This is a genomic window from Cupriavidus numazuensis, from assembly GCF_905397435.1.
Classification (GTDB): Bacteria; Pseudomonadota; Gammaproteobacteria; order Burkholderiales; family Burkholderiaceae; genus Cupriavidus; species Cupriavidus numazuensis.
In genome coordinates, this window is sequence record NZ_CAJPVI010000003.1 from 41,245 (window position 1) to 65,803 (window position 24,559).

Here is a 24,559-nt window from a genome sequence, read left to right on the forward strand (position 1 = left end):
CCCTTTTGCCTTTTGGACATAATCTGCGTATAATTAACGTCTATTCAAAAAGTCATCCTCCCAGAGGATGGGCGAATGATGGGCATTGCGCCCATTTTTTTTTGGTTCGCCCGTTTGACGCATGTGCGCTGGGAGCTGACTGGCAGGTGGCTGTGCCCATGTCGTCCCAGGCGGGCAGGCAAGCCGGCCTGCTTGGTGTTGATGGCAATTATTCGGGAATACAGTGCATCTGGCAGATTTGATCGAAACCACCCTTAACGGCATGGGATACGAGCTGGTTGAGCTCGAACGGGCTCCGGCCGGACTGTTGCGTGTCTATATCGATCAGCCTGAAACCGGCATCGTCATCGAGGATTGCGAGAAGGTAAGCCGGCAGCTGACCCATGTGCTGACCGTCGAGAACGTCGACTATGAACGGCTCGAGGTCTCGTCGCCGGGGCTGGACCGGCCGCTGAAGAAGCTGGCCGACTATGTCCGCTTTGCCGGGGCAGAAGCGCGCGTGACGCTGCGCCTGCCCGTCAATGGGCAAAAGAACTTCACAGGCATCCTGCGTGAGCCCACTGGAGAGGCTGGCGCGGAAAAGGTCGGCCTGGAGTTCGAGGGCAAGGATGGTCCGGCACTGCTGGAATTCACTGTATCTGATGTCGACAAGGCACGGCTGGTGCCGGTGATCGACTTCAAAGGAAATCAAAGAAAAGGGAACAAGCAATGAGCCGCGAAGTTCTGTTGCTCGTCGATGCGCTTGCGCGTGAGAAGAACGTCGACAAGGATGTGGTATTCGGCGCGCTGGAGGCTGCACTGGCCTCGGCGACCAAGAAGCGTTTCGAGGAAGACGTGGATATCCGTGTCGCGATCGACCGCGAATCGGGCGAGCACGAGACATTCCGCCGCTGGCTTGTCGTCCCTGACGAACAGGGCCTGCAGGAACCGGACAAGCAGATCCTGCTGTTCGAGGCACGTGATGACGACGCCAGCCTCGATCTGGGCGACTATGTCGAACAGCAGATCGAGTCGGTCGAATTCGGCCGCATCGGCGCGCAGGCCGCCAAGCAGGTGATCCTTCAGCGTATCCGCGACGCCGAGCGTGAGCAGATCCTGAACGACTATCTCGAGCGCGGCGAAAAGATCATGACCGGTACGGTCAAGCGTGCCGACAAGAAGGGCCTGATCGTTGAATCCGGACGCGTGGAAGCGCTGCTGGCACGCGACCAGATCATTCCGAAGGAAAACCTGCGCACCGGCGACCGTGTGCGTGCGTACATCCTGAATGTGGACCGCGCCGCGCGCGGCCCGCAGATCGAACTGTCGCGCACCGCGCCCGAGTTCCTGATCAAGCTCTTCGAGAACGAAGTGCCGGAGATGGAGGAGGGCCTGCTCGAGATCAAGGCGGCTGCCCGCGACCCCGGCGTGCGTGCCAAGATCGCCGTCGTGGCGCATGATAAGCGTATCGACCCGATCGGTACCTGCGTCGGCGTGCGCGGCACGCGTGTGACGGCCGTGCGCAACGAGATCGGCGGCGAAGCCGTGGACATCGTGCTCTGGTCCGAAGATCCGGCGCAGTTCGTGATCGGCGCGCTGGCGCCGGCACAGGTGCAGTCGATCGTCGTGGACGAGGAAAAGCATGGCATGGATGTGGTCGTCGACGAGGAAAACCTCGCCGTGGCCATCGGTCGCAGTGGTCAGAACGTACGCCTGGCGTCCGAGCTGACCGGCTGGCAGATCAACATCATGACGCAGGAAGAGTCGGCGCAGAAACAGGCCGAGGAAAGCGATGCCGTGCGCAAGCTGTTCATGGCCAAGCTCGACGTCGACGAAGAAGTGGCGGACATCCTGATCGAGGAAGGGTTCTCCACGCTGGAAGAAGTGGCCTATGTTCCCATCAGTGAAATGATGGAAATCGAGGCGTTTGATGAAGACACCGTCAACGAGCTGCGCAACCGCGCACGTGATGCGCTCCTGACGATGGAACTGGCCCGGGAAGAGAAGGTGGAAGAGGTGTCGCAGGATCTGCGCTCGCTCGACGGCCTGAATCCCGAGCTGATCGGCAAGTTGGCCGAAGGCGATATCCATACGCGTGACGACCTGGCCGAACTGGCTGTCGACGAACTCGTCGAGATGACGGGCGTCACCGAGGAAGAAGCCAAGGCGCTGATCATGAAGGCACGGGAACATTGGTTTAACTGAGGGACACGTCCGGGACGCGTGCACAGCACATTGTCCGGACGCGCTTTCCGCATACGATTTGTCCCGACGTAGAAACCATGCATTGAAAGGGTTTGAATGGCAAGCACAACAGTTGCCCAACTGGCCGCAGAACTGAGTCGCAGCGCAGCTGCCCTGCTGGAACAATTGCAGGCGGCTGGGCTGGGCAAGGCGACGCCAGAAGACATCGTCACGGAATCGGATAAGACCAGGCTGCTGGACTATCTGAAGCGCTCGCACGGCCAGGCCGATGACAGCGCACGCAAGAAGATCACGCTGACCAAGCGCGAGACTTCCGAGATCCGTCAGGCTGATTCCACCGGCAAGACGCGTACCGTCCAAGTCGAGGTGCGCAAGAAGCGCGTGCTGATCAAGCGCGACGAGGCGGGCTCCGACCAGCATAACGAGGCTGCGGATCAGCAGGCACTGGCGGCCGATGCTGCCGAGCAGGCACGCCGCGAGGAAGAGGAACGCCAGCAGGCTGCAGAGCTGGCGCGCCAGGAAGCCGAAGCGAAGGCACGCCGCGAGGCCGCCGAGCGCGAGGAAGCCGAACGCCGCGCCAAGCAGGAGGCACTGGAAGCCGAACAGCGCCGCCAGGCTGAACTGCTTGCCAGGAAGGCCGAAGAGGAAGCCGCTGCCGCGCGCGCCGTGGGTGAGGCCGCCGAGGACGCTTCGCGCAAGAAGGCCGAAGACGAGCAGGCTCGTGTCGCCGCCGAGCGCGCTGCCGCGCAGAAGGCTGCCGACGATGCCAAGGCTGCCGCCGACAAGGCGCGTGCCGAGCAGGACGCCGCACGCAAGCGCCGCGAGGCTGCCGAAGCCGAAGCCCGTGCCATTCAGCAGATGCTGAATGCGCCGGCGCGCGTGCTCAAGGCACCGTCCGAGCGCAAGGCCGAGGAAAAGAAGGCCGAGCAGACCGGTACGCTGCACAAGCCGGTGAAGCCGGCTTCCGCGACCGCGACCGAAGCCAAGGCGGGCGACAAGAAGCCCGCGGCGACGACCACGACCACGACCGCGACCACCACCGCCGACAAGAAGGGCAAGGCTGGCAAGCCCGGTTCGTGGCAGGACGACAGCAACCGTAAGAAGGGCAGTGGCCTGAAGACGCGCGGCGATTCGTCGGGCGGCGTGGGCGGCTGGCGCGGTGGCCCGCGCGGCCGTGGCGGCCGTCAGCAGCATGCCGACGATGGCCGCAGCAACTTCCAGGCACCGACCGAACCGGTGGTGCGTGAAGTGCACGTGCCGGAAACCATCTCGGTGGCCGACCTGGCGCACAAGATGGCCGTGAAGGCGTCCGAGGTCATCAAGCAGATGATGAAGCTCGGCCAGATGGTCACGATCAACCAGGTGTTGGACCAGGAAACCGCCATGATCGTGGTGGAAGAAATGGGCCACAAGGCGTTCGCCGCCAAGCTGGACGATCCGGAAGCGCTGCTCGTGGTGGACGGTGAAGAACACACCGACGCCGAACAGCTGCCGCGTCCGCCGGTGGTGACCGTGATGGGTCACGTCGACCACGGCAAGACCTCGCTGCTGGACTACATCCGCCGCGCCAAGGTGGCGGCGGGCGAAGCTGGCGGCATTACGCAGCACATCGGTGCCTACCATGTGGAAACCGAGCGTGGCGTGATCACGTTCCTGGATACCCCGGGTCACGAGGCCTTCACGGCCATGCGTGCACGCGGTGCCAAGGCGACCGATATCGTGATCCTGGTGGTCGCGGCCGACGACGGTGTGATGCCGCAGACCAAGGAAGCCATTGCGCACGCCAAGGCTGCCGGAGTGCCGATCGTCGTGGCGATCAACAAGATCGACAAGCCGGATGCCAACCCGGACCGCGTCAAGCAGGAACTGGTGGCGGAGCAGGTGTTGCCGGAAGAGTACGGTGGCGATTCGCCGTTCGTGCCCGTGTCCGCCAAGACCGGTGCGGGCATCGAGGAACTGCTGGAGCAGGTGCTGCTGCAGGCTGAAGTGCTGGAACTGAAGGCGCCGGTGGATGCACCTGCCAAGGGTCTGGTGGTGGAAGCCCAGCTCGACAAGGGCAAGGGCCCGATCGCCACGATCCTGGTCAGCAGCGGCACGCTCAAGCGTGGCGACGTGGTGCTGGCTGGCAGTGCCTACGGCCGCGTGCGCGCCATGCTGGACGAGAACGGCAAGCCGACCAAGGAAGCGGGTCCGTCGATCCCGGTGGAAATCCAGGGTCTGTCGGAAGTCCCCGCCGCCGGCGAGGAAGTGCTGGTGCTGCCGGACGAGCGCAAGGCACGTGAAATCGCGCTGTTCCGCCAGGGCAAGTTCCGCGACGTGAAGCTTGCCAAGCAGCAGGCCGCGAAGCTGGAGACCATGCTGGAACAGATGACGGAAGGCGACGTGCAGACGCTGCCGCTGATCGTCAAGGCCGATGTGCAGGGTTCGCAGGAAGCGCTGGTGCAGTCGCTGCAGAAGCTGTCGACCGCGGAAGTGCGCGTGCAGATCGTGCACGCCGGCGTGGGTGCCATCTCGGAGTCGGACGTCAACCTGGCGACCGCTTCGAAGGCTGTCATCATCGGCTTCAACGTGCGTGCCGATGCTGGTGCACGCAAGCTGGCCGAGAACCACGGCATCGACATCCGCTACTACAACATCATTTACGATGCGGTAGACGAGATCAAGGCGGCCATGTCGGGCATGCTGGCGCCGGAGAAGCGCGAGACCACGATTGGTCAGGTGGAAGTGCGCCAGGTGTTCCGCGTGCCGAAGATCGGCGCGGTGGCCGGCTGTATGGTTACCGACGGTCTGGTCAAGCGCAACTCGCTGGTGCGCGTGCTGCGCAACAACGTGGTTGTCCACACCGGCGAACTCGACTCGCTCAAGCGATTCAAGGACGACGTCAAGGAAGTGAAGCAAGGCTTCGAGTGCGGTCTGTCGATCAAGAACTTCAACGATGTTCAAGAAGGCGACCAGCTCGAAGTGTACGAAATCACCGAGGTGGCGCGTACGCTGTAAAGCGATACGCAAAACGGCAGGCTCCGGCCTGCCGTTTTCACTTTGGAACAAGACAGTATTGAATGGCCAAGAAAGGCAATATCTCCTCCCGCAATCTGCGCATCTCCGACCAGATTCAGAAAGAACTGGCCGAAATGATCCAGCGCGAAATCCGTGATTCGCGCCTGGGGCTCGTGACGCTCCAGTCCGTGGCGCTGACGCCGGACTACGCGCACGCCAAGGTGTATTTCACCGTGCTGGGTGCGGAACCCGAAGTGGCTGCTGCCATTCTCAAGGAGAAGGCAGGCTATCTGCACTCGCTGCTGTTCAAGCGCCTGCACATCCATACGGTGCCGACGCTGCATTTCCATCACGACACATCGGTGGAGCATGCGATCGAGATGTCCAAGCTGATCAACGAAGCGAACGCCACGCGTTCCAAGGACGACTGATTCCGGCTGCGCCGGGAAGCGCCGTCCTGGCGCGGGCCGTATCGCCCGTCGCCCCGCATTGTTTCCATGACCGATTCCGCCAACAACCGTCCGCCCCGGCTGCCGCGCCGCGAGGTGCACGGCGTGCTGTTGCTCGACAAGCCGTTAGGGCTGTCTTCCAACGACGCGCTTGTGCGCGCCAAACGCCTGCTGCGGGCCCTCAAGGCCGGCCACACCGGCACGCTGGACCCGCTCGCCACAGGGCTGCTACCGCTTTGCTTTGGCGAGGCGACGAAGTTCTCGCAGGACTTGCTCGATGCGGACAAGACTTATGAGGCGGTAGTCAGGCTCGGTCAGAAGACCACAACCGGCGATGCCGAAGGCGAAGTGCTGGTTGAGCGGCCGGTGACCTGTGACCGTGCTGCGCTGGACGCCGCAATCGCACGTTTCGTCGGTGAGATCGACCAGATTCCGCCAATGCATTCTGCGCTGAAGAAGGATGGCCGGCCGCTGTACGAGTACGCGCGAGCGGGGCAGACCGTGGAGCGTCCGGCCCGGCGCATCACGATTCATGCGATCGACGTGCTCGACTGTGCGCTGCCTCAGGCGTCGTCCTTCACGATGCGCGTGAAATGCAGCAAGGGTACGTATATCCGCACGCTGGCCGAGGATATCGGCGAGGCGCTCGGCTGTGGCGCACACCTGACCGGGCTGCGTCGCATCGCTGTCGGCGACCTGACCCTCGACGGCGCGGTGACGCTCGAGCAGATCGACGCGCAGGCGGACGACGCCCGCCCGGCCATGCTGGCGCCGGTCGATGCGCTGCTGCAACGCTGCCCACCGGTGACGCTGTCCGCCGAAGCGATGTCGCGCTTCCTTCAGGGGCAACGCCTCGCGTACCGCGACCTGGAGCCGGACAGCGCCCCGCAGGAAGGCGTGCTTGCGCGCGTCTATGGCGGCGAGCCGGTGAGGTTGCTCGGCATCGCACGCATGCGTGAAGGCGCGTTGCGGCCGGAACGTCTGGTCCGGCTGTAGGATCGGATCCATCGAATGCGATCTTCGTCGATTCGATCACGTCGGCGAGGACACTCGGGAAGCATTCAGCCGTGCCGGCAACCGGCTTCGAACCGGATTGGTCCATCTTCTTCCCTAGTCGATTCCGTCGAGGATTTTCATGACTCTCGGCCGACGGTCTGCAGATGGGCGAGGGAGCCATAGCGGCGCTGCAGTTCGGCCCACTCGGCTTCATCGTAGAAGTCGCATTGCCCCGTGCCGAACGTCTTGGCCACTTCAATGCAGAAGCGCGTGGCCACATCGATGTCGAAGGCATTGGTCACGCCGGTTGCGCAGCCTGGCACCATGGTCTGCGCTGTCAGGGCCACGCCAATGACAGGTGCGGCCGTGGCGATGGCCGGCTGCATGATCGAGTTCACATGCCACAGGCCGTTTTCGTACGGTGTGATGTCCTGCGTCGTGAGCGGCAGCACCAGCGGCAGTTCGCCGCTGACCCAGCCCATCAGGTCGAGCATCCGTTCAGGAAGCCGCAGCAGCCAGCCTTGCTTCGCCACAGGTGTCAGTGCCACGCCGCGCCGGTTCACGAGCCGGTTGCCGCGCGTGGTGTCCACCGACAGGATCGCGGCCATCTTCGCGTGGACTTCGTGCGACATCATCGTGCGCATCGCGAACGGCGATTTCATCATCGGCACTGGGTAGTGCGGCCGCGTGGCCGCATGCGGGCAGATGTGGGTATGGATGCGCACTGGGCCGGGCAGCACATCGCCGCTGGCCGCCATGTCGGCGAGCTTCAGCGCGGTGGCGACGGCTACGATGGCGCCATCCGCGTCCGATACCAGCCCGGTCACGGCCGGGCGCGCGCCCACGCCGCCAAGCCGGCCCACTACGCCAAGCGCGGGCAGGTCGGGATCGAGCCCCGGCAGCGTGCACGCGAGAAAGTCGGTGTACAGCCCGTTTTCCTCGACCCTCGTCACCGTGACGTCGGCAATGCCGCGCGCGCGCAGCAGCGCAGCGACGTGCTCGCCGTCGACGTTGGCCGCCGACAGCAGTTCGATCGATTCAATCACCTGCTTGATGGACATCCTGGATTCCGTTCTCGTGGCGGGTTTCAGCGTGGCAGCGGCAGCGGACCCGGCTGCACATCCAGAACGTCCGTGTCCAGGAACCAGCGCGAGGTATGCGGACCGCCCAGGTCCAAATGCTCGTCGCGCACGCGCACCCAGTTGCCTTCGGGCAGGCCCAGCACGGGCGTTTCGGGATGCAGCGTGGTGAACTCCGCCAGCCGCTGGTCGCGCGTTTCGCCACGGAAACCGGGCACCACCACGTTGAAGTAGTGCGGGTTGATCTGGAACGGCACGAGCCCGAGCGCGTCGAGCCCGCCGGGATTGGCGACCGGCATGTCGTTGGTCGTGCAGATCGTCGGGCAGGCGAGATTGGCGCCAGCGCTCCAGCCGATATAGCGGGCGCCACCTTTGCGTACGCAGGCGGCGATCGGGGCGAGCAGGCCGCGTTCGCGCAGGCATTGCAGCAGGCGGAAGGTGTTGCCGCCGCCGACTACGATCAGTTCGGCGGTGCCGATAAGCCGGCGTGCAGCGTCGGCGTCGCCCGCGTGGTGCAGCGACCGCACTGCGATGCCGATGGGCGACAGCGCATCGCTGACCAGCGTTTCGTAGGTATCCCAGTCGCGCGTGACGCCGGCGAACGGCACGAAGCATGCCGTCTTGCGGCCCGCCGCCAGTTCGGTGATGGCATCGTGCGCGTGCACGAGGTAGCCGGCGTCGCTGCTGGAATTGCTGAGTAGGAGGAGATCCATGAATATCGGATGCGTTATCGCGAGGGAATGTCGACGGTGTCTTGCCAGAGCGGATCGCCGATGCGTTGGCCGACCGTCGCCACGGCGCGCACGAGCGTGTCGCGCAGCGACGTTGCCTGCGCCTGGCTGACCTGCATTGCGGTGAAGGACAGGCACAGGCCGCGCACGTCGCCGGAGATCGGGTCGGCCAGCGTGGCCGCCACGGCGCCAATGCCGGGCATGCCCTCGTTGATCGCCACGGCGCTGCGCTCGCGGTGCGCGGTCATCACGCGCTCGTGCAGTTCGCCGACCGTGGCAGGGCAACCTGCCGGCGCCAGCGGCAGGCCGGTGTCGTTCGAAGGGCCGTAGCGTGTGCCGAATTCGGCGTCCGACAGGCGGGACAAGAGCACGCGGCCCATCGCGGTAGTGAAGGCAGGGCGCCGGGCGCCCGGTGGCGACAGCACCTGTACGGGGTTGCTGCCATTCAGGCGCTGGAGCACCACGGTGTCCGTGCCGTCGAGCATCGACAGGTACGCGGTAAATCCCGTCGAATCAGACAGCGTGGCGAGAATTTCGCGGCATTGTTCGTCGAACGGATGTGCCTGCGTGGCCGCCTGCGCCGCACGGATCAGCAGCATGCCGGGCCGGTAGCGCCGTGTCGTGGATTGAAGCTCCAATAGCCGATACCGAACCATCTGCGCGAGCAGCCGTGATGCCGAACTCTTGGCCAGGCCGAGTTCGTCCATGACGTCGTTGAAGCTGATTTCGTGGCGGCCTTCGCCGAACATGCCCAGCACGCTTTCCACGCCTTCCAGAATGCTCACCGCAAGGCTCCTGATTGGGGTTCCGTTTTATGGAACCTTAGTTCCGAAAATCGGTTCAGAAATGGTAGTCCCATCGGTGCGCGAATTCAAGCGCGCAGATTGCGGGCACAGGCGGATCGCTCGCCTACAATGCAAGAGCCGTGTGAAGGCCAAAGGCACAGGAGGCAGCATGAGTGACGAGATCAGCCAGTTTCGCCCGCTCGATCCGGGCCGGGTCAACCTGATGGACCCGGTGGAAGTGCGGTACTGGTGCCAGGAGTTGGGGTGTACTGCAAGCGCCCTTGAGGATGCCGTGGACGAGGTTGGCGAGCACATCGCCGCAGTGCGGGCGCAGTTGGAGGCCGGGCAGGCCGGCGCGCATTAGTTCCGACGCACACGGCCCGTGCGTAGCCGGGCCCTTGCGATAAAGAAAAAGGCCACGCGGTTCCGGATCAAACCGGAGCCGCGTGGCCTTGTTGCGTGCTGAACGCGAGTATGTCGGCGCGTGTTCCCGTCAGTGTGCTCCGGCTGCCGCATCGGCACCGGCGCCGCCCTTGGTCGGCTTGGTGAGCCACACGAAGCCAATCAGCACGAAGAACAGTACGCCCGAAATCCAGAAGATGTCGTTCGCGCCGAGCATCGCCGCCTGCTGGCTGATGTTGCGCTCCATGACTCCGACGGCCTGTGCCTGGTTCATGCCCATCTGCATCAGGTGGTGCAGTTGCTCGGAGTACGCCGGGTTGTAGGGATTGACCTTCTCCACCAGTTGCGCGTGATGCAGGGCCGTGCGGTTCTCCCACACCGTGGTCGAAATCGATGCGCCGATGCCACCGAACGTGATACGCACGAAGTTCGACAAGCCGGACGCCGCCGGGATCTTCTCCGGTGCCTGGCCAGACAGGATGATCGACGTGAGCGGGATGAAGAACATCGCCATGGCCGCGCCCTGGATCAGCGTAGGGATCATCAGCGTGACGGTATCCACTTGCGTGGTGAATCCCGCACGCATCAGGCTCACGATGCCGAACGTGATGAACGCTGCGGTGGCGACCCAGCGCGCGTCCATCTTCGGCAGGTTGCGCCCGATCAGCGGCGACAGCAGGATTGCGAAGATCCCCACGGGCGCCATCACGATGCCCGCGTCGGTGGCCGTGTAGCCCACGATCGTCTGCAGCCACAGCGGCAGGATCACCAAGTTGCCGAAGAACAGCCCGTATGCGACCGAGATTGCCACCACGCCCGAGCTGAAGTTGCGGCCCTTGAACAGCGTGATGTCGACAATCGGGTGCTTCTCGTAGGTCTCCCAGACCAGGAAGAACAGGAAGCCGAGCACGGCCACCAGCGTGAGCACCACGATCTCGGGCGAGTGGAACCAGTCGAGCTCCTTGCCCTTGTCGAGCATGAGCTGCATCGAGCCCACCCAGATCACCAGCAGCGCGAGCCCGATGCGGTCGATCGGCAGCACCTTGGTTGGCGTTTCACGGTCCTTGTAGATCGCCCACGTGGCGTATGCGGTAAGCAGGCCCACCGGCACGTTGATGTAGAAGATCCACGGCCACGTCATGTTGTCCGAGATCCAGCCGCCGAGCAGCGGTCCCATGATCGGAGCCACCAGCGTGGTCATGCCCCACAGCGCGAGCGCCATGGTGCTCTTCTGCGGCGGGTAGCTCGATAGCAGCAGCGACTGCGACAGCGGGATCATCGGTCCTGCCACCGCGCCCTGCAGGATACGTGCGGCGAGCAGCGTTTCCAGGTTGGGCGCGACGCCGCATAGCCACGACGACAGCACGAACAGCAGGATCGACGTGATGAACAGGCGCACCGCACCAAAGCGCGTAGTGAGCCAGCCCGTCAGCGGCACCGAGATCGCGTTGGCCACCGCGAACGAGGTGATGACCCAGGTGCCCTGGTTCGGCGCCACGCCAAGATCGCCCGAAATCGCCGGAATCGACACGTTGGCGATCGACGAATCCAGCACGTTCATAAACGTGGCCAGCGACAGCGCGATGGTGCCGATCACGAGCTTGCCGCCGCTCAGCGGCTGCGGCTGCACGGGGCGCGCCGGCGGCCTCGGCGCGGCGCCGGCGCGTTCATCCACGGTCAGTGCGTCCGCCATGATCAGCCGCGGTTGGAGGGCCGTGCCACGGCCGCGCTGGCCGCCGCGTCATCGGCCGGAACGTTGTTGACCGGTGCGCCCTTGGCAGGCACAGCATCTGCCGGAGCGGCGGCACGGCCGCCGTTGTTCACGGCGATGATGCGCGAGATCAGCAGGTCGGCGTCCTGCGCGACCTTGTCATAGACGTCAGTCTGCATCGGCTTGGCTGCGGCGGCGCTGACCATGGCGGCGCCTTCCTCATGGCGCACGTCGACGGTCACGTTCATCGACAGGCCGACGCGCAGCGGGTGGTCCTTGAGTTGCTGCGGGTCAAGCGCGATGCGCACGGGCAGGCGCTGTACGACCTTGATCCAGTTGCCGGTGGCGTTCTGCGCCGGCAGCAGCGAGAACGCGGAGCCGGTACCGGCAGAGAAGCCCGCCACCTTGCCGTTGTACTTGACCTTCGAACCGTAGACGTCGGCTTCCAGCGTCACGGGCTGGCCGATGCGCATATGCGTGATCTGCACTTCCTTGAAGTTCGCGTCGACCCAGACCTGGTCCAGCGGCACGACCGCCATCAGCGGCGCCCCGGCGGCCACGCGCTGGCCGACCTGGACCGAGCGCTTGGCGACGTAGCCGGTGACCGGCGCGGGCAGCGTCGAACGGGCAAACGACAGGTAGGCCGAGCGCAGATTGGCGGCGGCGCGCTGCACGTTCGGATGCTTTTCGACGGTGGTCTGGTCGGTCAGTACCTTGTTCGAGGCGAGTTGTTCGCGTGCGGCGAGCAGAGCCGATTGCGCGCCCTGCAGCGCGGTCTGTGCGTGGGAGATTTCTTCGCCCGACACCGCGCCAGAGCCAGCGATCGCCTGGCGGCGGCGCAGGTCGTCGCGCGCCTTGGCGACATCGGCCTCGCGCAGTGCCACGTTCGCGGCGAGGGAGCCGTTGTTGACATAGAGCGTGCGCACTTCACGCACGGCCTGCGCGAGCTGGGCCTCGGCCTGTTCCAGCGAAACTTGCGTATCGGCGCGGTCGAGCTGGATCAGCGGCTGGCCTGCGGTAACAAGCTGCGTGTCGTCCGCGGCGATCGACACCACGGTGCCGCCCACCAGCGGCGTGACCTGGACCACGTTGCCGGCGACGTACGCGTCATCGGTACTTTCGAAGTGGCGTGCGTACAGGCCCCAGTACACGCCGTAGCCGACGCCCGCCACGACGATGGCCGCGGTCAGGGAAAGCAGCAGGCGCTTGCGCTTGCCATTGTTGTTGACGGATGCCGCCGGAGTGTTCGGGTTGCCGGCTTGCTGGTTATCGCTCATTTTGGTCTCTCGTGAATCTGTTCTGCGTGGTGGGCGGGCGGATCAGCCGCGTGCGCCGGCCTGGCTGGTTGTCTGGTTCGCTGCGGCGGCGGGGGCATGGCCTTCGCCGCCTTCCTTCGGCTCTTCATAGCCGCCGCCGAGGGCCTTCATCAGGGCCATCTGCAGGTCCAGCCGGCGGGCCTGCAGGTCGGTGGCGAGACGGCGTTGCTGAAGCACGTTGCTCTCGGCGTTCAGCACGGTCAGCTGCGTGCCAAGACCCGCTTTGTAACGCGTCGTGGCGAGCGCGTAGGCGTGTTCGGCCAGGTCCAGCGCTTCACGCTGCGTCGTGATCTGGTTGTCGACGCTGCGGATGCTGGTCATCGTATCGGCCGTTTCCTTGAGAGCATCGACCAGCGTCTGGTTGTAGCTGGCTACGGCAATGTCATAGCGCGCGTACTTGCCCTTCAGGTTGGCGCGCAGCCGGCCGCCCTCGAAGATGGGCAGGTGCAGCGCGGGGCCGAAACCCATCGTACGGCTGATGCCCATGAACAGGTCTTCCGGGCGCAGCGAAGCCAGGCCCGCGAAGCCGGTCAGGGTGATGTTGGGCAGGAACTCGGTCTTGGCAACCTTGATTTCCTTGCTGCTGGCTTCCACGCGCCAGCGCGCGGCAACCAGGTCGGGTCGGCGGCCGAGCAGGCCGATGGTCAGGTCATCCGGCAGCTTCGGCGTGGCGTGCGCGAGCAGGACCGGCTTCTGGATCGCCAGGCCGCGGTCCGGGCCCTTGCCCAGCAGCGCGGCGATCTGGTTGCGCGACAGCGCGATGTCTTCGTCGATGCGCTGCAGGTCGGTGCGGGCCGCCGCGACCGTGCCGCGTGCCTGGGTGGTTTCCACCTGCGTGTCGAGACCCGCGGCCAGGCGCTGCTGCGACAGGCTCGTCAGGTCCTGGCGTTGCGTGATGGCACGCTCGGCCACGTCGCGCTGCGCATAGAGCGCAGCGAGGCGGGCGTAGGCCCGGGCGATCGACGTGGTCAGGATCAGGCGCGAGGCCTGGCTTTCCGCCTCCGCGGCGCGGTCGTCCGAGAGCGCTGCTTCGAGTGCCGAGCGGTTCTTGCCCCAGAAATCGAATTCGTACGACAGGTTGGCCTGCAGGTGCGACTGGTTCCACCAGCGACCGGCCAGCGGCGTGCCCGCGAACAGGTCGGTCTGCGAGAAGATTTCGCGCGTGATGTCCGCGCTGAAGCCGACAGTAGGATAGAGCGCGCTGCGGGTCACGTCCGCCATGGCGCGCGAAGCTTCCACGCGCGCAAACGCGACTTGCAGGTTGGGATTGTCCTTGACCGCTTCGTCGACCAGCGCGTGCAGTTGCGGATCCTGGAACTGGTCAATCCAGTCCATGCCGGGCCATTGGCCTTGCTCGGACGGCAGCGTCTGGCTGCTGGCCAGCGTGCTGGGGTCCATCACGGTCTGGGTGCTGTGCGAGTCGCCGAGGGCGGCGCAGCCGGCGAGCACGGCCGCGGCCACGACCGTCAGCGCCAGCGTGCCGGCGCGGCGGCCCAGGGCGCGGGCACGCGACGGGCGGGAAACAGGTGTCGAAAGGGCGTGGTTCATGGTTGATGCATTGGGCGGAGGGAAGCCCGGCTTGTTATCTGGATCGATGTTGGTGGCGCAAGCGCAAAGCGTGCCGGCACGCTAGCCGGAGTTATTGCAGATCACACGCCGCAGCATGCTGCGCAGGGTTTCGATCTCTTCCGCGCTGAAGCCGCGGAAATGGTGGGCCATGACCTTGCAGAACACGGTGGGGAGTTGCGCCGCCAGCGCGTGGCCCGCCGGCGTGAGGGTCACATCGAGAACGCGGCGGTCGTCGTCACGGCGCGTGCGCTCGATCAGTCCCCGCTTTTCCATACGGCTGAGCAGCCGCGTAATGGATCCCATGTCGGTATTCAGTTCGCGGCCCAGGTCCGTGACCGTGCTGGCGCGTCCGGATGACAACATGATCAGGCAGCTGGCCTGGGCATGTGTGATGTCGAGTTCGCTGACTTCCTGTTCGATACTGTGCGCGAGCGTGTTCTTGGCGCGCGAAATCAGGTAGCCCACGCTCTCCGCCATCACATAGCGGGCGGGATCGAACGGGTCGTCGGTGGAAGTGGCGGAATAGCCGGGTGACATCATTTGCCTCTGCAATCTTTGCTATGGCAAATATATGTAGGCGTTTAACTATCCGCAAGGATAGAAATTCGGTATTTCGGTTTTAGAAATAATTTACTTATGTGTTCGGCGCAGTTGGCGCAAGGCATGCCGCGCCGCAGCATGCTATAATGTTGGGTTACCTCAGATTTCCGCACAGCGAGACGCTGCAATGACCCGCGCCATCCGTAATATCGCCATCATCGCCCACGTCGATCATGGCAAGACCACTCTGGTCGATCAACTCCTGCGCCAGGCAGGCACCTTCCGCGACAACCAGCAGGTTGCCGAACGGGTGATGGACTCGAACGACCTGGAAAAGGAACGCGGGATCACCATTCTCGCGAAAAACTGTGCTGTTGAATACAACGGCACCCACATCAATATCGTCGACACCCCGGGCCACGCCGACTTCGGCGGTGAAGTCGAGCGCGTGCTGTCGATGGTCGACGGCGTGCTGCTGCTGGTCGACGCTGTCGAAGGCCCGATGCCGCAGACGCGCTTCGTGACCCGCAAGGCACTGGCGCTGGGTCTGAAGCCGATCGTGGTGGTCAATAAGATCGACCGCCCGGGCGCGCGTCCGGACTGGGTGATCAACCAGACCTTCGACCTGTTCGACAAGCTGGGCGCCACTGACGAGCAGCTTGACTTCCCGGTGATCTACGCCTCGGGTCTGAATGGCTTTGCCGGCCTGACCGAAGACGTGCGCGACGGCGACATGAAGCCGCTGTTCGAAACCGTGCTGGACAAGGTGCCGGTGCGTGACGACGATCGCGACGGTCCCCTGCAACTGCAGATCATCTCCCTGGACTACTCGAGCTACGTCGGCAAGATCGGCGTGGGCCGCATCTCGCGTGGCCGCGCCCGCCCGCTGCAAGACGTGGTGGTCAAGTTCGGCCCCGAAGGCAATCCGATCAAGGGCCGCATCAACCAGGTGCTGAAGTTCCAGGGCCTGGAGCGCGAGATTGTGTCCGAAGCGGAAGCCGGCGACATCGTGCTGATCAACGGTATCGAAGAACTGGGAATCGGCTGCACGGTGTGCGCGCCGGACGCCCAGGACGCGCTGCCGATGCTGAAGGTCGATGAGCCGACGCTGACCATGAACTTCTGCGTCAACACCTCGCCGCTGGCTGGCCGTGAAGGCAAGTTCGTGACCAGCCGCCAGCTGCGCGAGCGCCTGGACCGCGAACTGAAGTCCAACGTTGCGCTGCGCGTGGCCGATACCGGCGACGACACCATTTTCGAAGTGTCGGGTCGCGGCGAACTGCACCTGACCATCCTGCTGGAAAACATGCGTCGCGAAGGCTACGAACTGGCCGTATCGCGTCCGCGCGTGGTGTTCAAGGAAATCGACGGCGTCAAGAACGAGCCGTATGAACTGCTGACCGTGGACGTCGAAGACAGCCACCAGGGCGGCGTGATGGAAGAGCTGGGCCGCCGCAAGGGCGAACTGCTCGACATGGCATCGGACGGCAAGGGCCGTACCCGCCTCGAATACCGCATCCCGGCCCGCGGCCTGATCGGTTTCCAGGGCGAGTTCCTGACGCTGACGCGTGGTACCGGCCTGATCAGCCATATCTTCGACGACTACGCACCGGTGCGCGAAGGTGGCCTGGGCGAGCGCCACAACGGCGTGCTGATCTCGCAGGACGATGGCGATGCCGTGGCCTACGCGCTGTGGAAGCTGCAGGATCGCGGTCGCATGTTCGTGAAGCCGGGCGATGCGCTGTATGAAGGCATGATCATCGGCATCCACAGCCGCGACAACGATCTGGTCGTGAACCCGATCAAGGGCAAGCAGCTGACCAACGTGCGTGCGTCGGGTACCGACGAAGCTGTGCGCCTGGTGCCGCCGATCCAGATGTCGCTCGAGTATGCGGTGGAATTCATCGCCGACGACGAACTGGTCGAGCTCACGCCCAAGAGCATCCGCCTGCGCAAGCGCCACCTGAAGGAGCATGAGCGCAAGCGTGCCTCCCGCGAAGGCGTGTAACAACGCGCTTCAACGCAGTAATAAAAAAACCGCGCCTGGTGCGCGGTTTTTTTATGGTGCTCTTCATCGGGCCCGCGCTCGCGGGCTGCGCCATTCGGGCGGCTTCCACAGATAGCGTGCATCACGGTCGCGCCAGGCATCGACAAACATGTCGCGCCATTCGTGGAACGTCAGCGTCAGCGGATTGTGCGTGCGCAACTGCCGCGTGATGCCGTACACCGGCGCTTCGTGCTCGGGCACGAACGTGCCGAATATCCTGTCCCAGATCGTCAGCACGCCCGCATAGTTGCGATCGATGTATCCATCGTTCTTTGCATGGTGCACGCGATGCACGGACGGCGTGTTGAGTACGGTTTCGACCAGTGGCCAGCGCCTGCCGAGCCGCGTATGCACGAAGAACTGGAATGCGAGGTTCAGTCCGACGGCAAGGATTACCCAGTCAGGCGTGAAGCCGACCCATGCAAGCGGTATCCAGAACAGCCACATGCCGGATAGCGGATACGTCAGGCTTTGCCGGAACGCCGTGGAGAAGTTCATGCCTTCGGACGAATGGTGCGTCACGTGCGAAGCCCACATCCACCGGATGCGGTGGCTGGCGCGATGGAACCAGTAGTAAAGGAAATCCTGCAGCAGCAGGAGCAGGGCGAAAGACCATGCTGTCTCCGGCACCGCGCGCAGTCCGTGTGCATAGCACCATGTGTAGACGGTACGCACCATCAGCCACAGAAAGAACGCATCCGACGCCTGATGCATCAGCGCCAGCGCGGCGTTCGACGCGGTGTCGCGCAGGCTGTAGATGCTGCGGTCGCGCCGCGACCAGTACCACGCTTCCCAGCCGATGGTCAGCAGGAATGCCGGCGCGAACGCGAGCAGGATCAGTCCGGGATCGAGCGATTCGGTTTGCATGCGCGTAGTGTGCCTGCGCTGCGAGAAAACACCAGGAGGGATTCCTCCAGGTGCCGCATGCACGTTGGCGGGCGCTGCAAAAAAGTCAGTTCTGTCTGTCGTGGCGCAGGGGTCAAGGAACGATCGGCCGCGCCGTAGACCAGCAGGACGGTCGGTCAGGCCGTTCCCTTTACCCCGGAGAGCCCATGTTTCGCAACACTACTATCGGCGCCAGATTGTGGTTCCTGATTGTTGTTACCAACCTCCTGCTGTTGATTGTCGGAGCCTTCGGCATGATCGGCATGTCGCGCAGCAATGATGCTACGCACGAGATCTACGAGCATCAGTTGACCGCTGCCATGCGCCTCGCGGAGGCGCGTTCCAACCAGTTGCTGGTCCGCGTATTGCTGGACCAGGCGACGCTTGCCAAAGACCCCGCCGATGCGCGCGCGCGTGCCGAAACGGCGCAGGGTTTCGCGCGCGATTCGGAGACCGCATGGAAGGCTTATCTCGCCGTGCCGCGTTCCACGGAAGAATCGAACCTGACGCAGGATGTCTCGGCCAAGCGCGAGGCGTTGTTCTCGCAAGGCGTTGCGCCGATGGTTGCGGCGCTGAAGGCCGGCGATCGCGAAGCGGTGATGACGTCGGTGATGGAAACTATTCCGAAGCTCGATATAGCGCTGACCGCGGCCAACGGCGAACTGAGCCGCGCGCAGATCGCGAGTGCGCGCCGCGTGTACGAGGCATCGCAGCAGCGCTACAACAAACTTCTCGTGTGGTCGGCGGTGGTGCTCGTTGCCGGGCTGGCCTTCAGCACTGTCGTGGCATGGCGTCTGCGCCGTTCTATCGTGCGGCCGCTGGACGTTGCCATCGCGCGCTTCGGGCGCATTGCAGATGGTGATCTCAGTGGGGCGGCCACCGATGCCGGCATCATTGCCGACGAAAAGGCGCGCAGCGAAACCAGCCGCATGCTTGGCATGCTCGGGAACATGCAGGCCAGCCTGGTATCCATGGTCAGCCAGGTCAACGGCGGTGCGGATTCGATCGCGGCGGCCAGCCGGCAGATTGCCAGCGGCAATGCGGATCTGTCGCAGCGCACTGAACAGCAGGCTGCGTCGCTCGAAGAGACGGCATCGAGTATGGAAGAGCTGACCGGCACGGTACGCCAGAACGCCGACAGCGCGCGCGAAGCGGCGACCCTCGCCAACGACGCGACGACGCTCGCCGAGCGCGGCAGCGAAGCGGTGCTGCGCGTGGTGCATACGATGCAGTCGATCGACGCGAGCTCGGGCAAGATCGTCGACATCATCGACGTGATCGAGAAGATCGCATTCCAGACCAACATTCTCGCGTTGAATGCAGCAGTAGAGGCCGCGCGGGCAGGGGAGCATGGCCGGGGCTTCGCGGTCGTCGCGGGCGATGTGCGCGATCTCGCGCAGCGTTGCGCGGGCGCTTCCAAGGAGATCCGAGGGCTGATCGGCAAATCGGTGGCCAATGTGCGCGAGGGCACGGGTCTTGTTGATGACGCAGGCCGCGCGATGCAGGACATCGTTGATGCCGTGCGACGCGTGAGTGCGATCATCCGCGATATCAGCTCGGCGTCGGACGAGCAGTCCAACGGCATCGAGCAGGTGAATCTCGCGGTGTCGCACATGGATGGCATGACGCAGCAGAACGCGGCACTGGTGGAGCAGGCCGCTGCTGCGGCAGCATCGCTGCAGGACCAGGCGCAGCGGCTGATGACGCTGGTGTCGACGTTCCGGCTCGCATGACGAGGCAAGGCGTGTGACGCGTGTGCGGATGCCGCACACGCAGCGCTCCTGTGCGAATGATGGGCGTAGAATCGCGGCTTGCATTTGCGTAGGAGAGCATCATGACTGACTTCGTCACGACAGAAGTCCAGGGTGGCATCGGCTACCTGACGCTGAACCGGCCGCAGGCGCTCAACGCGCTGTCGCTGGAGATGATCCGTGCGATGACCGCGGCACTGCAGGCCTGGGCCAATGCACCGGAGGTCGTGGCTGTAGTGGTGGCGGGCGCCGGTGGCAAGGCGTTCTGCGCCGGTGGCGACATTCGCTATTTCCACAAGGCCGCGCATGAAGGCGATCCGCTGCTCGACCAGTTCTTTGTCGAGGAATACGCGCTCAACTTCCTGATCCACCGCTACGCCAAGCCGTATATCGCGCTGATGGACGGCGTGGTCATGGGCGGCGGCATGGGCATTTCGCAAGGCGCACGGCTGCGGCTCGTCACGGACCGCACCAAGATGGCCATGCCCGAAACCAATATCGGGCTGTTCCCGGATGTGGGTGGCGGCTGGTTCCTGGCGCGTACGCCGGGTCGCATCGGCGAATACCAGGGCCTGACGGGCACGGTAATCGCTGCAGCCGACGCGCTGTATGCCGGACTGGCTGATGCCTATCTGCCATCCAATGTGCTGGCCGAGGTGGCAAGCACGCTGCGCGCGCGCACGTTCGACAACGGTCAGGCCGTGCTCGACCACATTGCCACGTTCACGCAACAGCATCGCGATGCGTGCGTGCCGGCGCAAAGCCAGCTCGCCGGACTGTCGGCAGAGATCGACCGTATCTTTGCCGGCGACACCATGGTCGACATTCTCTCCGCGATCAGCGATGCGCCGGGCGACTGGGCCGCGCAAACGGCAGCGATGCTGCGCAGCCGTTCGCCGCTGATGCTGCACGTATCGCTCGAGCAGATCCGCCGTGCGCGCACCATGTCGCTGGACGACGAGCTCCGCATGGAACTCGACATGATGCATTACGTGTTCCGCAAGGGCGACGGCGTGGAAGGCATCCGTGCGCTTGCTGTCGACAAGGATCACAAGCCGCGCTGGCAGGACGCGCGCGTCGACGACGTGAGCCGCGAGAAAGTGCTGTCGTTCTTCGATAGCCCGTGGCGTGCGGAAGATCACCCGCTGGCCAGCCTCGGCAAGTAAGGGGGTGAGCCACGCGGCTCTCCGGACTCGGGTAGAGTGAAGGTTGGATCGGGCGCCAGGCATGACAGGCCATCCATTCGGCCGGCGCCGTTCCGCTTCACTCGAACCGCACAGTTGAAGGAGTCGTGATGAGCAATCCTCGTGATGTCGCTGTACTGGTGGGAAGCCTGCGCAAGGAGTCGTTCAACCGGAAGCTGGCCAAGGCGCTCATCGCGCTGGCGCCGCAGTCGCTCAAGCTGGAAATCGTCGAGATCGGCAACCTGCAGTTGTACAACCAGGACCTGGACGCCAGTCCGCCACCCGAGTGGACCGCCTTTCGCGACCGTATCCGCCGTGCCGATTCGGTCCTCTTCGTCACGCCCGAATACAACCGTTCCGTGCCGGCGCCATTGAAGAATGCCATCGACGTCGGATCGCGCCCGTATGGCAGCAGCGCCTGGGATGGCAAGCCCGGCGGCGTGATCAGCGCCTCGCCCGGCGCCATCGGTGGCTTTGGGGCGAATCATCACCTGCGGCAGTCGCTGGTGTTCCTGAACGTGCCGATCCTGCAGCAGCCAGAGGCCTATATCAGCGGCGTCGACAAGCTGTTCGACGAGCAGGGCGGCATCGCGAACGAATCTACCCGCGGTTTCTTGAGCAAGTACCTGACCGCGTACGCGGCCTGGATCGAACGCAACGCGGCTGCGCGCTGATGTAGCTGCCTTCGCGCGGGGTCACGGGTCGCAGCGCAATCGGGCGCTGTGGCCTATACTCTTGTCCTTTCCCGCATAGACCCGTTGCCGATGCCCGCTGAACCGCCGGGCCGGCACATGGACGCGCGGCGCGACTGCCTGGCCGGTCGGCGCTCCGTCCTGCAGACAAGTCATCACTCCATGAAGTTAAGCCCTCGCCGCATCTCGGTTGCGCCGATGATGGACTGGACCGATCGCCATTGCCGCACCTTTCATCGCCAACTCAGTCGCCATACCTGGCTGTACACGGAGATGGTGACCACTGGCGCGCTGCTGCATGGAGATGTACCGCGGCACCTCGATTTCGACGCCGCCGAGCACCCGGTGGCGCTGCAACTCGGCGGCAGCGAGCCGGCCGATCTCGCGGTGGCCGCTCGCCTTGGTCAGCAGTGGGGCTACGCTGAAGTCAATCTGAATTGCGGATGCCCATCTGAGCGCGTGCAGCGTGGTGCCTTCGGCGCTTGCCTGATGGCCGAGCCTCAGCTCGTGGCCGACTGCGTGAAAGCCATGCGCGATGCCGTGTCGATTCCGGTTACGGTCAAGCATCGCATCGGCATCGATAAGGTCGAGCATTACGATTTTGTTCGGGATTTTGTCGGCACCGTGGCGCAGGCAGGCTGCGAAACGTTTATCGTCCACGCACGCAATGCCATCCTGAAGGGGCTGAGCCCGAAGGAAAATCGCGAGATCCCGCCGCTCCGCTATGAAGTTGCCTATCAGTTGAAGAAGGATTTCCCGCAACTGGAGATCCTGATCAACGGCGGCATCGTCAGCTATGACGAAATGGCGACCCACCTGGAGAATGTCGACGGCGTGATGATCGGCCGGGAGGCCTATCACCAGCCCTATGTGCTGGCGGAGATGGATGGCCGGTTCTACGGCGACGCAGAGGCGCCGGTGCGATCGCGGCTGGACGTGGAGCTAGCCATGCAGCGCTATATCGGCGAACTGGTGGAGCGCGGCGGCTACATGGGTGCCGTAACGCGCCACATGCTGGGCCTCTACCGCGGTGTAGCGGGTGGCCGCGGCTGGCGGCGCGTCCTGTCAGACTCCAAGCGGATGTCGGCAGCCCGCACGCATGCCGATGTGGATGCGCTGTTCGCAGAAGCGCGGTCGCATCTGCATGCCAACGACCCGCTTGAACCTGAGCATCGCGCAGCCGCATAGGCGATTCGGGCGGGTGGCGCCAGAAAAGTCGTCGAAGAAATACTCTAATTCCGAATGGTGGATTTATGCATTAGGGTCGGTTGGGTAGCGCGTGCGGCACTTGTGTTGATTCGTCGCCCGGAAACCCGCACCAGGAAAGGGATTCCCCTAATTAGCTGAAGGCAGGCCGTTTCTTACACTGTGCCTGCCCTCGAATACAGGGCTTTCTTCAACTGATTATTCAGCCCGCTTTGCGGGCTGCTTTTTTTTTTGGAGTTGCGCGACGGCGACTTCGGTTTACCCGAATGGCGCAAGTCCCGATTGCCAGTTACATTGCAACGGCCTTCAGGGCATTTGAGATCGCTAAAGTTAAGAGTCCGCGCTGCGGGCTCTTTTTTTTGGGGCGTCTTTCATGTCGAGCAAGATGCTTCGATAGTACTGTGACGATAAAGTTCCACGCCAGGTGAGCTATTTGCTCGTATGGCTGACGCCGACGTCAATCGTGCCGTAGGTCGTAATGCTCGACCCAGACCCGCCATCTCTTGCGCCACCGCCGGCGCAACCTGTCAGCGCCATTGCCAACAGGGCTGCTGCTGCCATGCCAAATACCTTGCTCACTGCCGAACTCCTGAAAGCATCACAGCAACTTTGGCTGTGGCGGTGCCAAGGGGTTCCATACGAATTTTCCGGCAGATGCCAAAAAAGACAGGCGGCGCTTTAGTCGGCCGCCTGACGGGAAGGTCGAGGGGGGTCAATTTCCCTCGGAAGAGAGTATCGGTGTGCGTCGACAGCCGTTGAACCCTGCATCGGTGGGGGCTGTGCGGAACATATATGCGGTGGAATCGGATATCGCTTTCGGGCTGGCGTAGCCGTTGGATACCCTGAAAACAAAACAGCCGCTTGAGAAAGCGGCTGTTTTGCAAAGAGATATTCTTGGGGTGGCTGATGGGACTCGAACCCACGACGACAGGAATCACAATCCTGGACTCTACCAACTGAGCTACAGCCACCGTAGAGGTCATCAGCGAAGCGCTGATCGACGAAAACCAAGATTATACAAACAACTTTCCGGTATGGCTAGTATCCCGCACAATTTTTTTTAGGAAAGCGTCTTCATCCTTTGGAGGGGCTCCACCTTGCCTCCAGCAGCACGGCCTGCTTGATGGCTTCGATGGTTTCTGCCTCGGTGTCGTAGTGGCCCAGCAGCCGGCGCGACTTGCCGTTGAGGACGGCCTCTTGCAGCGCCCGGTCCGCTGCTTCGGTAGTGCCAGGTTGCCAGCAGTAGCGCGCGGTCCATTTGCCATCCTGCAGGCGCTCTGCCACCCAGATCAACCGGAAGTCTTCAAACACAACGCCAAATGGCGCCTGGTCGTCCCCCACAGCCCACCTCGTTTCTTGCAGTTCCATTGAGCAGCACATTGGCTGTGCCGCGCCGCGAATCATGCTATCACGCGTCACCTCGAACGCCTGCCGCCGCCTGTCACTTTCCAGCGCTCAGGTCTTTCCCCAATATGTCCCGGAATGCCAAGAAAATGTCCCGGGATATCAAATGACCTGAGCCAGATTTCCCATACTGAAGCCGCAACAACCTTACGGCGTCATTATCATGTTTGCTCTCGCGTTCTGGTGTCTTTGCTCTTTTGCAGTGGGCCTGCTGGCTCACATTCTGGGTCGTTCAGGCGCTGTCTGGGTGGCGTTCTCGATGGTCTTTACGCCGTCGCTCGGACTGATTCTGATGGCGATCCTGGGCAAGAAGAAGACGGCACAACCGCAGTGGATCTGAAGGCTCTTTGAGCGGTTCTGTTCATCTGAAGCTTCATGCTACGATGGACCGGCTTTCGGGAGACCGCCATGGAATATCGATACAAGGGCCGCGAAATCTCGATTCAGGCGCTCAAGGCCGCTGAGGGCCAGTGGAACTGGTTCTTTTCCATCCGGGGCCATGGACACAGGCATAACGCCGGAGCGCTTTCGACATCGGAAGGCGATGCGATCGACGCGGCCTATGCGGCGGCGAAACACGAGATCGACGATATCTCCGGCGACGCCAACGATTAGCCGCGAATTCCCCTGC

The 24,559-nt window shown here is 63.7% G+C and carries 22 protein-coding genes and 1 tRNA gene; 13 read left to right on the forward strand and 10 right to left on the reverse strand.

Annotated elements, in window-relative coordinates; genetic code table 11:
- The first annotated feature begins 223 nt into the window (after window positions 1-223).
- From rimP to truB, 5 genes are all read left to right on the forward strand, one after another.
- The gene (gene rimP, locus KHO41_RS03805) at window positions 224-712 is read left to right on the forward strand and encodes a ribosome maturation factor RimP (RefSeq protein WP_011298192.1); all 489 of its coding nucleotides are present in this window, start codon (window positions 224-226) and stop codon (window positions 710-712) included.
- Entirely contained in the window at window positions 709-2,184 is a 1,476-nt protein-coding gene (nusA, locus tag KHO41_RS03810) for a transcription termination factor NusA (protein WP_211951982.1), read from the forward strand. Before rimP ends, nusA begins: the two co-directional genes overlap by 4 nt.
- 96 nt (window positions 2,185-2,280) lie before the next feature.
- Window positions 2,281-5,181: a translation initiation factor IF-2 gene (gene infB, locus KHO41_RS03815; protein WP_211951983.1), complete on the forward strand. Its 2,901-nt coding sequence runs from the start codon at window positions 2,281-2,283 to the stop codon at window positions 5,179-5,181.
- Window positions 5,182-5,243: 62 nt separating this feature from the next.
- On the forward strand, window positions 5,244-5,612 hold the full coding sequence (gene rbfA / locus KHO41_RS03820) for a 30S ribosome-binding factor RbfA (RefSeq protein WP_211951984.1): 369 nt from the start codon (window positions 5,244-5,246) through the stop codon (window positions 5,610-5,612).
- Window positions 5,613-5,678: 66 nt separating this feature from the next.
- On the forward strand, window positions 5,679-6,626 hold the full coding sequence (truB, locus tag KHO41_RS03825) for a tRNA pseudouridine(55) synthase TruB (protein ID WP_211951985.1): 948 nt from the start codon (window positions 5,679-5,681) through the stop codon (window positions 6,624-6,626).
- Window positions 6,627-6,763: 137 nt separating this feature from the next.
- Here truB and KHO41_RS03830 read toward each other — a convergent pair whose 3' ends face one another.
- From KHO41_RS03830 to KHO41_RS03840, 3 genes are read right to left on the reverse strand one after another with little or no spacing between them, the layout of a single operon-like run.
- Window positions 6,764-7,687, reverse strand: a complete 924-nt coding sequence (locus KHO41_RS03830) for a DUF1177 domain-containing protein (RefSeq protein WP_211951986.1) — start codon at window positions 7,685-7,687, stop codon at window positions 6,764-6,766.
- A gap of 26 nt (window positions 7,688-7,713) precedes the next feature.
- On the reverse strand, window positions 7,714-8,418 hold the full coding sequence (pepE, locus tag KHO41_RS03835; protein WP_211951987.1) for a dipeptidase PepE: 705 nt from the start codon (window positions 8,416-8,418) through the stop codon (window positions 7,714-7,716).
- Window positions 8,419-8,432: 14 nt separating this feature from the next.
- Window positions 8,433-9,221, reverse strand: coding sequence for an IclR family transcriptional regulator (locus KHO41_RS03840; RefSeq protein WP_211951988.1), 789 nt, complete (start codon window positions 9,219-9,221; stop codon window positions 8,433-8,435).
- A 169-nt stretch (window positions 9,222-9,390) separates the two neighbouring features.
- Between KHO41_RS03840 and KHO41_RS03845 the strand changes: the two genes are divergently transcribed.
- Window positions 9,391-9,585 (forward strand): DUF3606 domain-containing protein, encoded by a 195-nt coding sequence (locus KHO41_RS03845; RefSeq protein WP_211951989.1) that lies wholly within the window; start codon window positions 9,391-9,393, stop codon window positions 9,583-9,585.
- 129 nt (window positions 9,586-9,714) lie between these two features.
- Here KHO41_RS03845 and KHO41_RS03850 read toward each other — a convergent pair whose 3' ends face one another.
- The 4 genes from KHO41_RS03850 to KHO41_RS03865 form a co-directional block, all read right to left on the reverse strand.
- Window positions 9,715-11,316: a DHA2 family efflux MFS transporter permease subunit gene (locus tag KHO41_RS03850; protein ID WP_244873700.1), complete on the reverse strand. Its 1,602-nt coding sequence runs from the start codon at window positions 11,314-11,316 to the stop codon at window positions 9,715-9,717.
- Window positions 11,317-11,318: 2 nt separating this feature from the next.
- Window positions 11,319-12,611: an HlyD family secretion protein gene (locus KHO41_RS03855; protein ID WP_211951990.1), complete on the reverse strand. Its 1,293-nt coding sequence runs from the start codon at window positions 12,609-12,611 to the stop codon at window positions 11,319-11,321.
- Window positions 12,612-12,653: 42 nt separating this feature from the next.
- Window positions 12,654-14,198, reverse strand: coding sequence for an efflux transporter outer membrane subunit (locus KHO41_RS03860; RefSeq protein ID WP_211951991.1), 1,545 nt, complete (start codon window positions 14,196-14,198; stop codon window positions 12,654-12,656).
- 81 nt (window positions 14,199-14,279) lie between these two features.
- Entirely contained in the window at window positions 14,280-14,756 is a 477-nt protein-coding gene (locus KHO41_RS03865) for a MarR family winged helix-turn-helix transcriptional regulator (protein WP_211952136.1), read from the reverse strand.
- Window positions 14,757-14,946: 190 nt separating this feature from the next.
- On the opposite strand from KHO41_RS03865, the gene typA reads away from it, so the two are divergent.
- The gene (gene typA / locus KHO41_RS03870; protein ID WP_211951992.1) at window positions 14,947-16,767 is read left to right on the forward strand and encodes a translational GTPase TypA; all 1,821 of its coding nucleotides are present in this window, start codon (window positions 14,947-14,949) and stop codon (window positions 16,765-16,767) included.
- 63 nt (window positions 16,768-16,830) lie between these two features.
- Here the strand turns inward: typA and KHO41_RS03875 are convergent, their stop codons facing one another.
- Complete coding sequence (locus KHO41_RS03875) at window positions 16,831-17,673, reverse strand: sterol desaturase family protein (protein WP_211951993.1); 843 nt, start codon at window positions 17,671-17,673, stop codon at window positions 16,831-16,833.
- Window positions 17,674-17,858: 185 nt separating this feature from the next.
- On the opposite strand from KHO41_RS03875, the gene KHO41_RS03880 reads away from it, so the two are divergent.
- From KHO41_RS03880 to dusA, 4 genes are all read left to right on the forward strand, one after another.
- Window positions 17,859-19,424 carry a methyl-accepting chemotaxis protein gene (locus KHO41_RS03880; protein WP_211951994.1) on the forward strand — a complete coding sequence of 522 codons (1,566 nt, stop codon included), beginning with the start codon at window positions 17,859-17,861 and terminating at the stop codon, window positions 19,422-19,424.
- A 101-nt stretch (window positions 19,425-19,525) separates the two neighbouring features.
- Window positions 19,526-20,608 carry an enoyl-CoA hydratase/isomerase family protein gene (locus KHO41_RS03885; protein WP_211951995.1) on the forward strand — a complete coding sequence of 361 codons (1,083 nt, stop codon included), beginning with the start codon at window positions 19,526-19,528 and terminating at the stop codon, window positions 20,606-20,608.
- 128 nt (window positions 20,609-20,736) lie between these two features.
- A complete protein-coding gene (locus tag KHO41_RS03890) occupies window positions 20,737-21,300 on the forward strand; it encodes an NADPH-dependent FMN reductase (protein ID WP_211951996.1) in 564 nt (187 codons plus the stop codon).
- A 180-nt stretch (window positions 21,301-21,480) separates the two neighbouring features.
- Window positions 21,481-22,506: a tRNA dihydrouridine(20/20a) synthase DusA gene (gene dusA, locus KHO41_RS03895; protein WP_211952137.1), complete on the forward strand. Its 1,026-nt coding sequence runs from the start codon at window positions 21,481-21,483 to the stop codon at window positions 22,504-22,506.
- 913 nt (window positions 22,507-23,419) lie between these two features.
- On the opposite strand, the gene KHO41_RS03900 is transcribed toward dusA, so the two are convergent.
- A tRNA-His gene (locus tag KHO41_RS03900) sits at window positions 23,420-23,495 on the reverse strand.
- A gap of 103 nt (window positions 23,496-23,598) precedes the next feature.
- Window positions 23,599-23,892: a hypothetical protein gene (locus KHO41_RS03905; protein WP_211951997.1), complete on the reverse strand. Its 294-nt coding sequence runs from the start codon at window positions 23,890-23,892 to the stop codon at window positions 23,599-23,601.
- A gap of 199 nt (window positions 23,893-24,091) precedes the next feature.
- Here KHO41_RS03905 and KHO41_RS03910 point away from each other — a divergent pair, with 199 nt between their 5' ends.
- Together KHO41_RS03910 and KHO41_RS03915 are read left to right on the forward strand one after the other, a co-directional pair.
- Window positions 24,092-24,268 carry a hypothetical protein gene (locus tag KHO41_RS03910; RefSeq protein WP_211951998.1) on the forward strand — a complete coding sequence of 59 codons (177 nt, stop codon included), beginning with the start codon at window positions 24,092-24,094 and terminating at the stop codon, window positions 24,266-24,268.
- Between the two features lie 68 nt (window positions 24,269-24,336).
- Window positions 24,337-24,543 carry a hypothetical protein gene (locus KHO41_RS03915; RefSeq protein ID WP_244873701.1) on the forward strand — a complete coding sequence of 69 codons (207 nt, stop codon included), beginning with the start codon at window positions 24,337-24,339 and terminating at the stop codon, window positions 24,541-24,543.
- Window positions 24,544-24,559 lie beyond the last annotated feature (16 nt).

Coding starts and splice junctions, on each gene's coding strand:
- KHO41_RS03880 (WP_211951994.1), top strand. CDS start 17,859: ATGTTTCGCAACACTACTATCGGCGCCAGATTGTGGTTCCTGATTGTT.
- typA (WP_211951992.1), top strand. CDS start 14,947: ATGACCCGCGCCATCCGTAATATCGCCATCATCGCCCACGTCGATCAT.
- KHO41_RS03910 (WP_211951998.1), top strand. CDS start 24,092: ATGTTTGCTCTCGCGTTCTGGTGTCTTTGCTCTTTTGCAGTGGGCCTG.
- KHO41_RS03915 (WP_244873701.1), top strand. CDS start 24,337: ATGGAATATCGATACAAGGGCCGCGAAATCTCGATTCAGGCGCTCAAG.
- KHO41_RS03890 (WP_211951996.1), top strand. CDS start 20,737: ATGAGCAATCCTCGTGATGTCGCTGTACTGGTGGGAAGCCTGCGCAAG.
- pepE (WP_211951987.1), bottom strand. CDS start 8,418: ATGGATCTCCTCCTACTCAGCAATTCCAGCAGCGACGCCGGCTACCTC.
- KHO41_RS03850 (WP_244873700.1), bottom strand. CDS start 11,316: ATGGCGGACGCACTGACCGTGGATGAACGCGCCGGCGCCGCGCCGAGG.
- KHO41_RS03865 (WP_211952136.1), bottom strand. CDS start 14,756: ATGTCACCCGGCTATTCCGCCACTTCCACCGACGACCCGTTCGATCCC.
- KHO41_RS03830 (WP_211951986.1), bottom strand. CDS start 7,687: ATGTCCATCAAGCAGGTGATTGAATCGATCGAACTGCTGTCGGCGGCC.
- KHO41_RS03845 (WP_211951989.1), top strand. CDS start 9,391: ATGAGTGACGAGATCAGCCAGTTTCGCCCGCTCGATCCGGGCCGGGTC.
- KHO41_RS03855 (WP_211951990.1), bottom strand. CDS start 12,611: ATGAGCGATAACCAGCAAGCCGGCAACCCGAACACTCCGGCGGCATCC.
- KHO41_RS03905 (WP_211951997.1), bottom strand. CDS start 23,892: ATGGAACTGCAAGAAACGAGGTGGGCTGTGGGGGACGACCAGGCGCCA.
- rbfA (WP_211951984.1), top strand. CDS start 5,244: ATGGCCAAGAAAGGCAATATCTCCTCCCGCAATCTGCGCATCTCCGAC.
- truB (WP_211951985.1), top strand. CDS start 5,679: ATGACCGATTCCGCCAACAACCGTCCGCCCCGGCTGCCGCGCCGCGAG.
- nusA (WP_211951982.1), top strand. CDS start 709: ATGAGCCGCGAAGTTCTGTTGCTCGTCGATGCGCTTGCGCGTGAGAAG.
- KHO41_RS03860 (WP_211951991.1), bottom strand. CDS start 14,198: ATGAACCACGCCCTTTCGACACCTGTTTCCCGCCCGTCGCGTGCCCGC.
- dusA (WP_211952137.1), top strand. CDS start 21,481: ATGAAGTTAAGCCCTCGCCGCATCTCGGTTGCGCCGATGATGGACTGG.
- KHO41_RS03885 (WP_211951995.1), top strand. CDS start 19,526: ATGACTGACTTCGTCACGACAGAAGTCCAGGGTGGCATCGGCTACCTG.
- KHO41_RS03875 (WP_211951993.1), bottom strand. CDS start 17,673: ATGCAAACCGAATCGCTCGATCCCGGACTGATCCTGCTCGCGTTCGCG.
- infB (WP_211951983.1), top strand. CDS start 2,281: ATGGCAAGCACAACAGTTGCCCAACTGGCCGCAGAACTGAGTCGCAGC.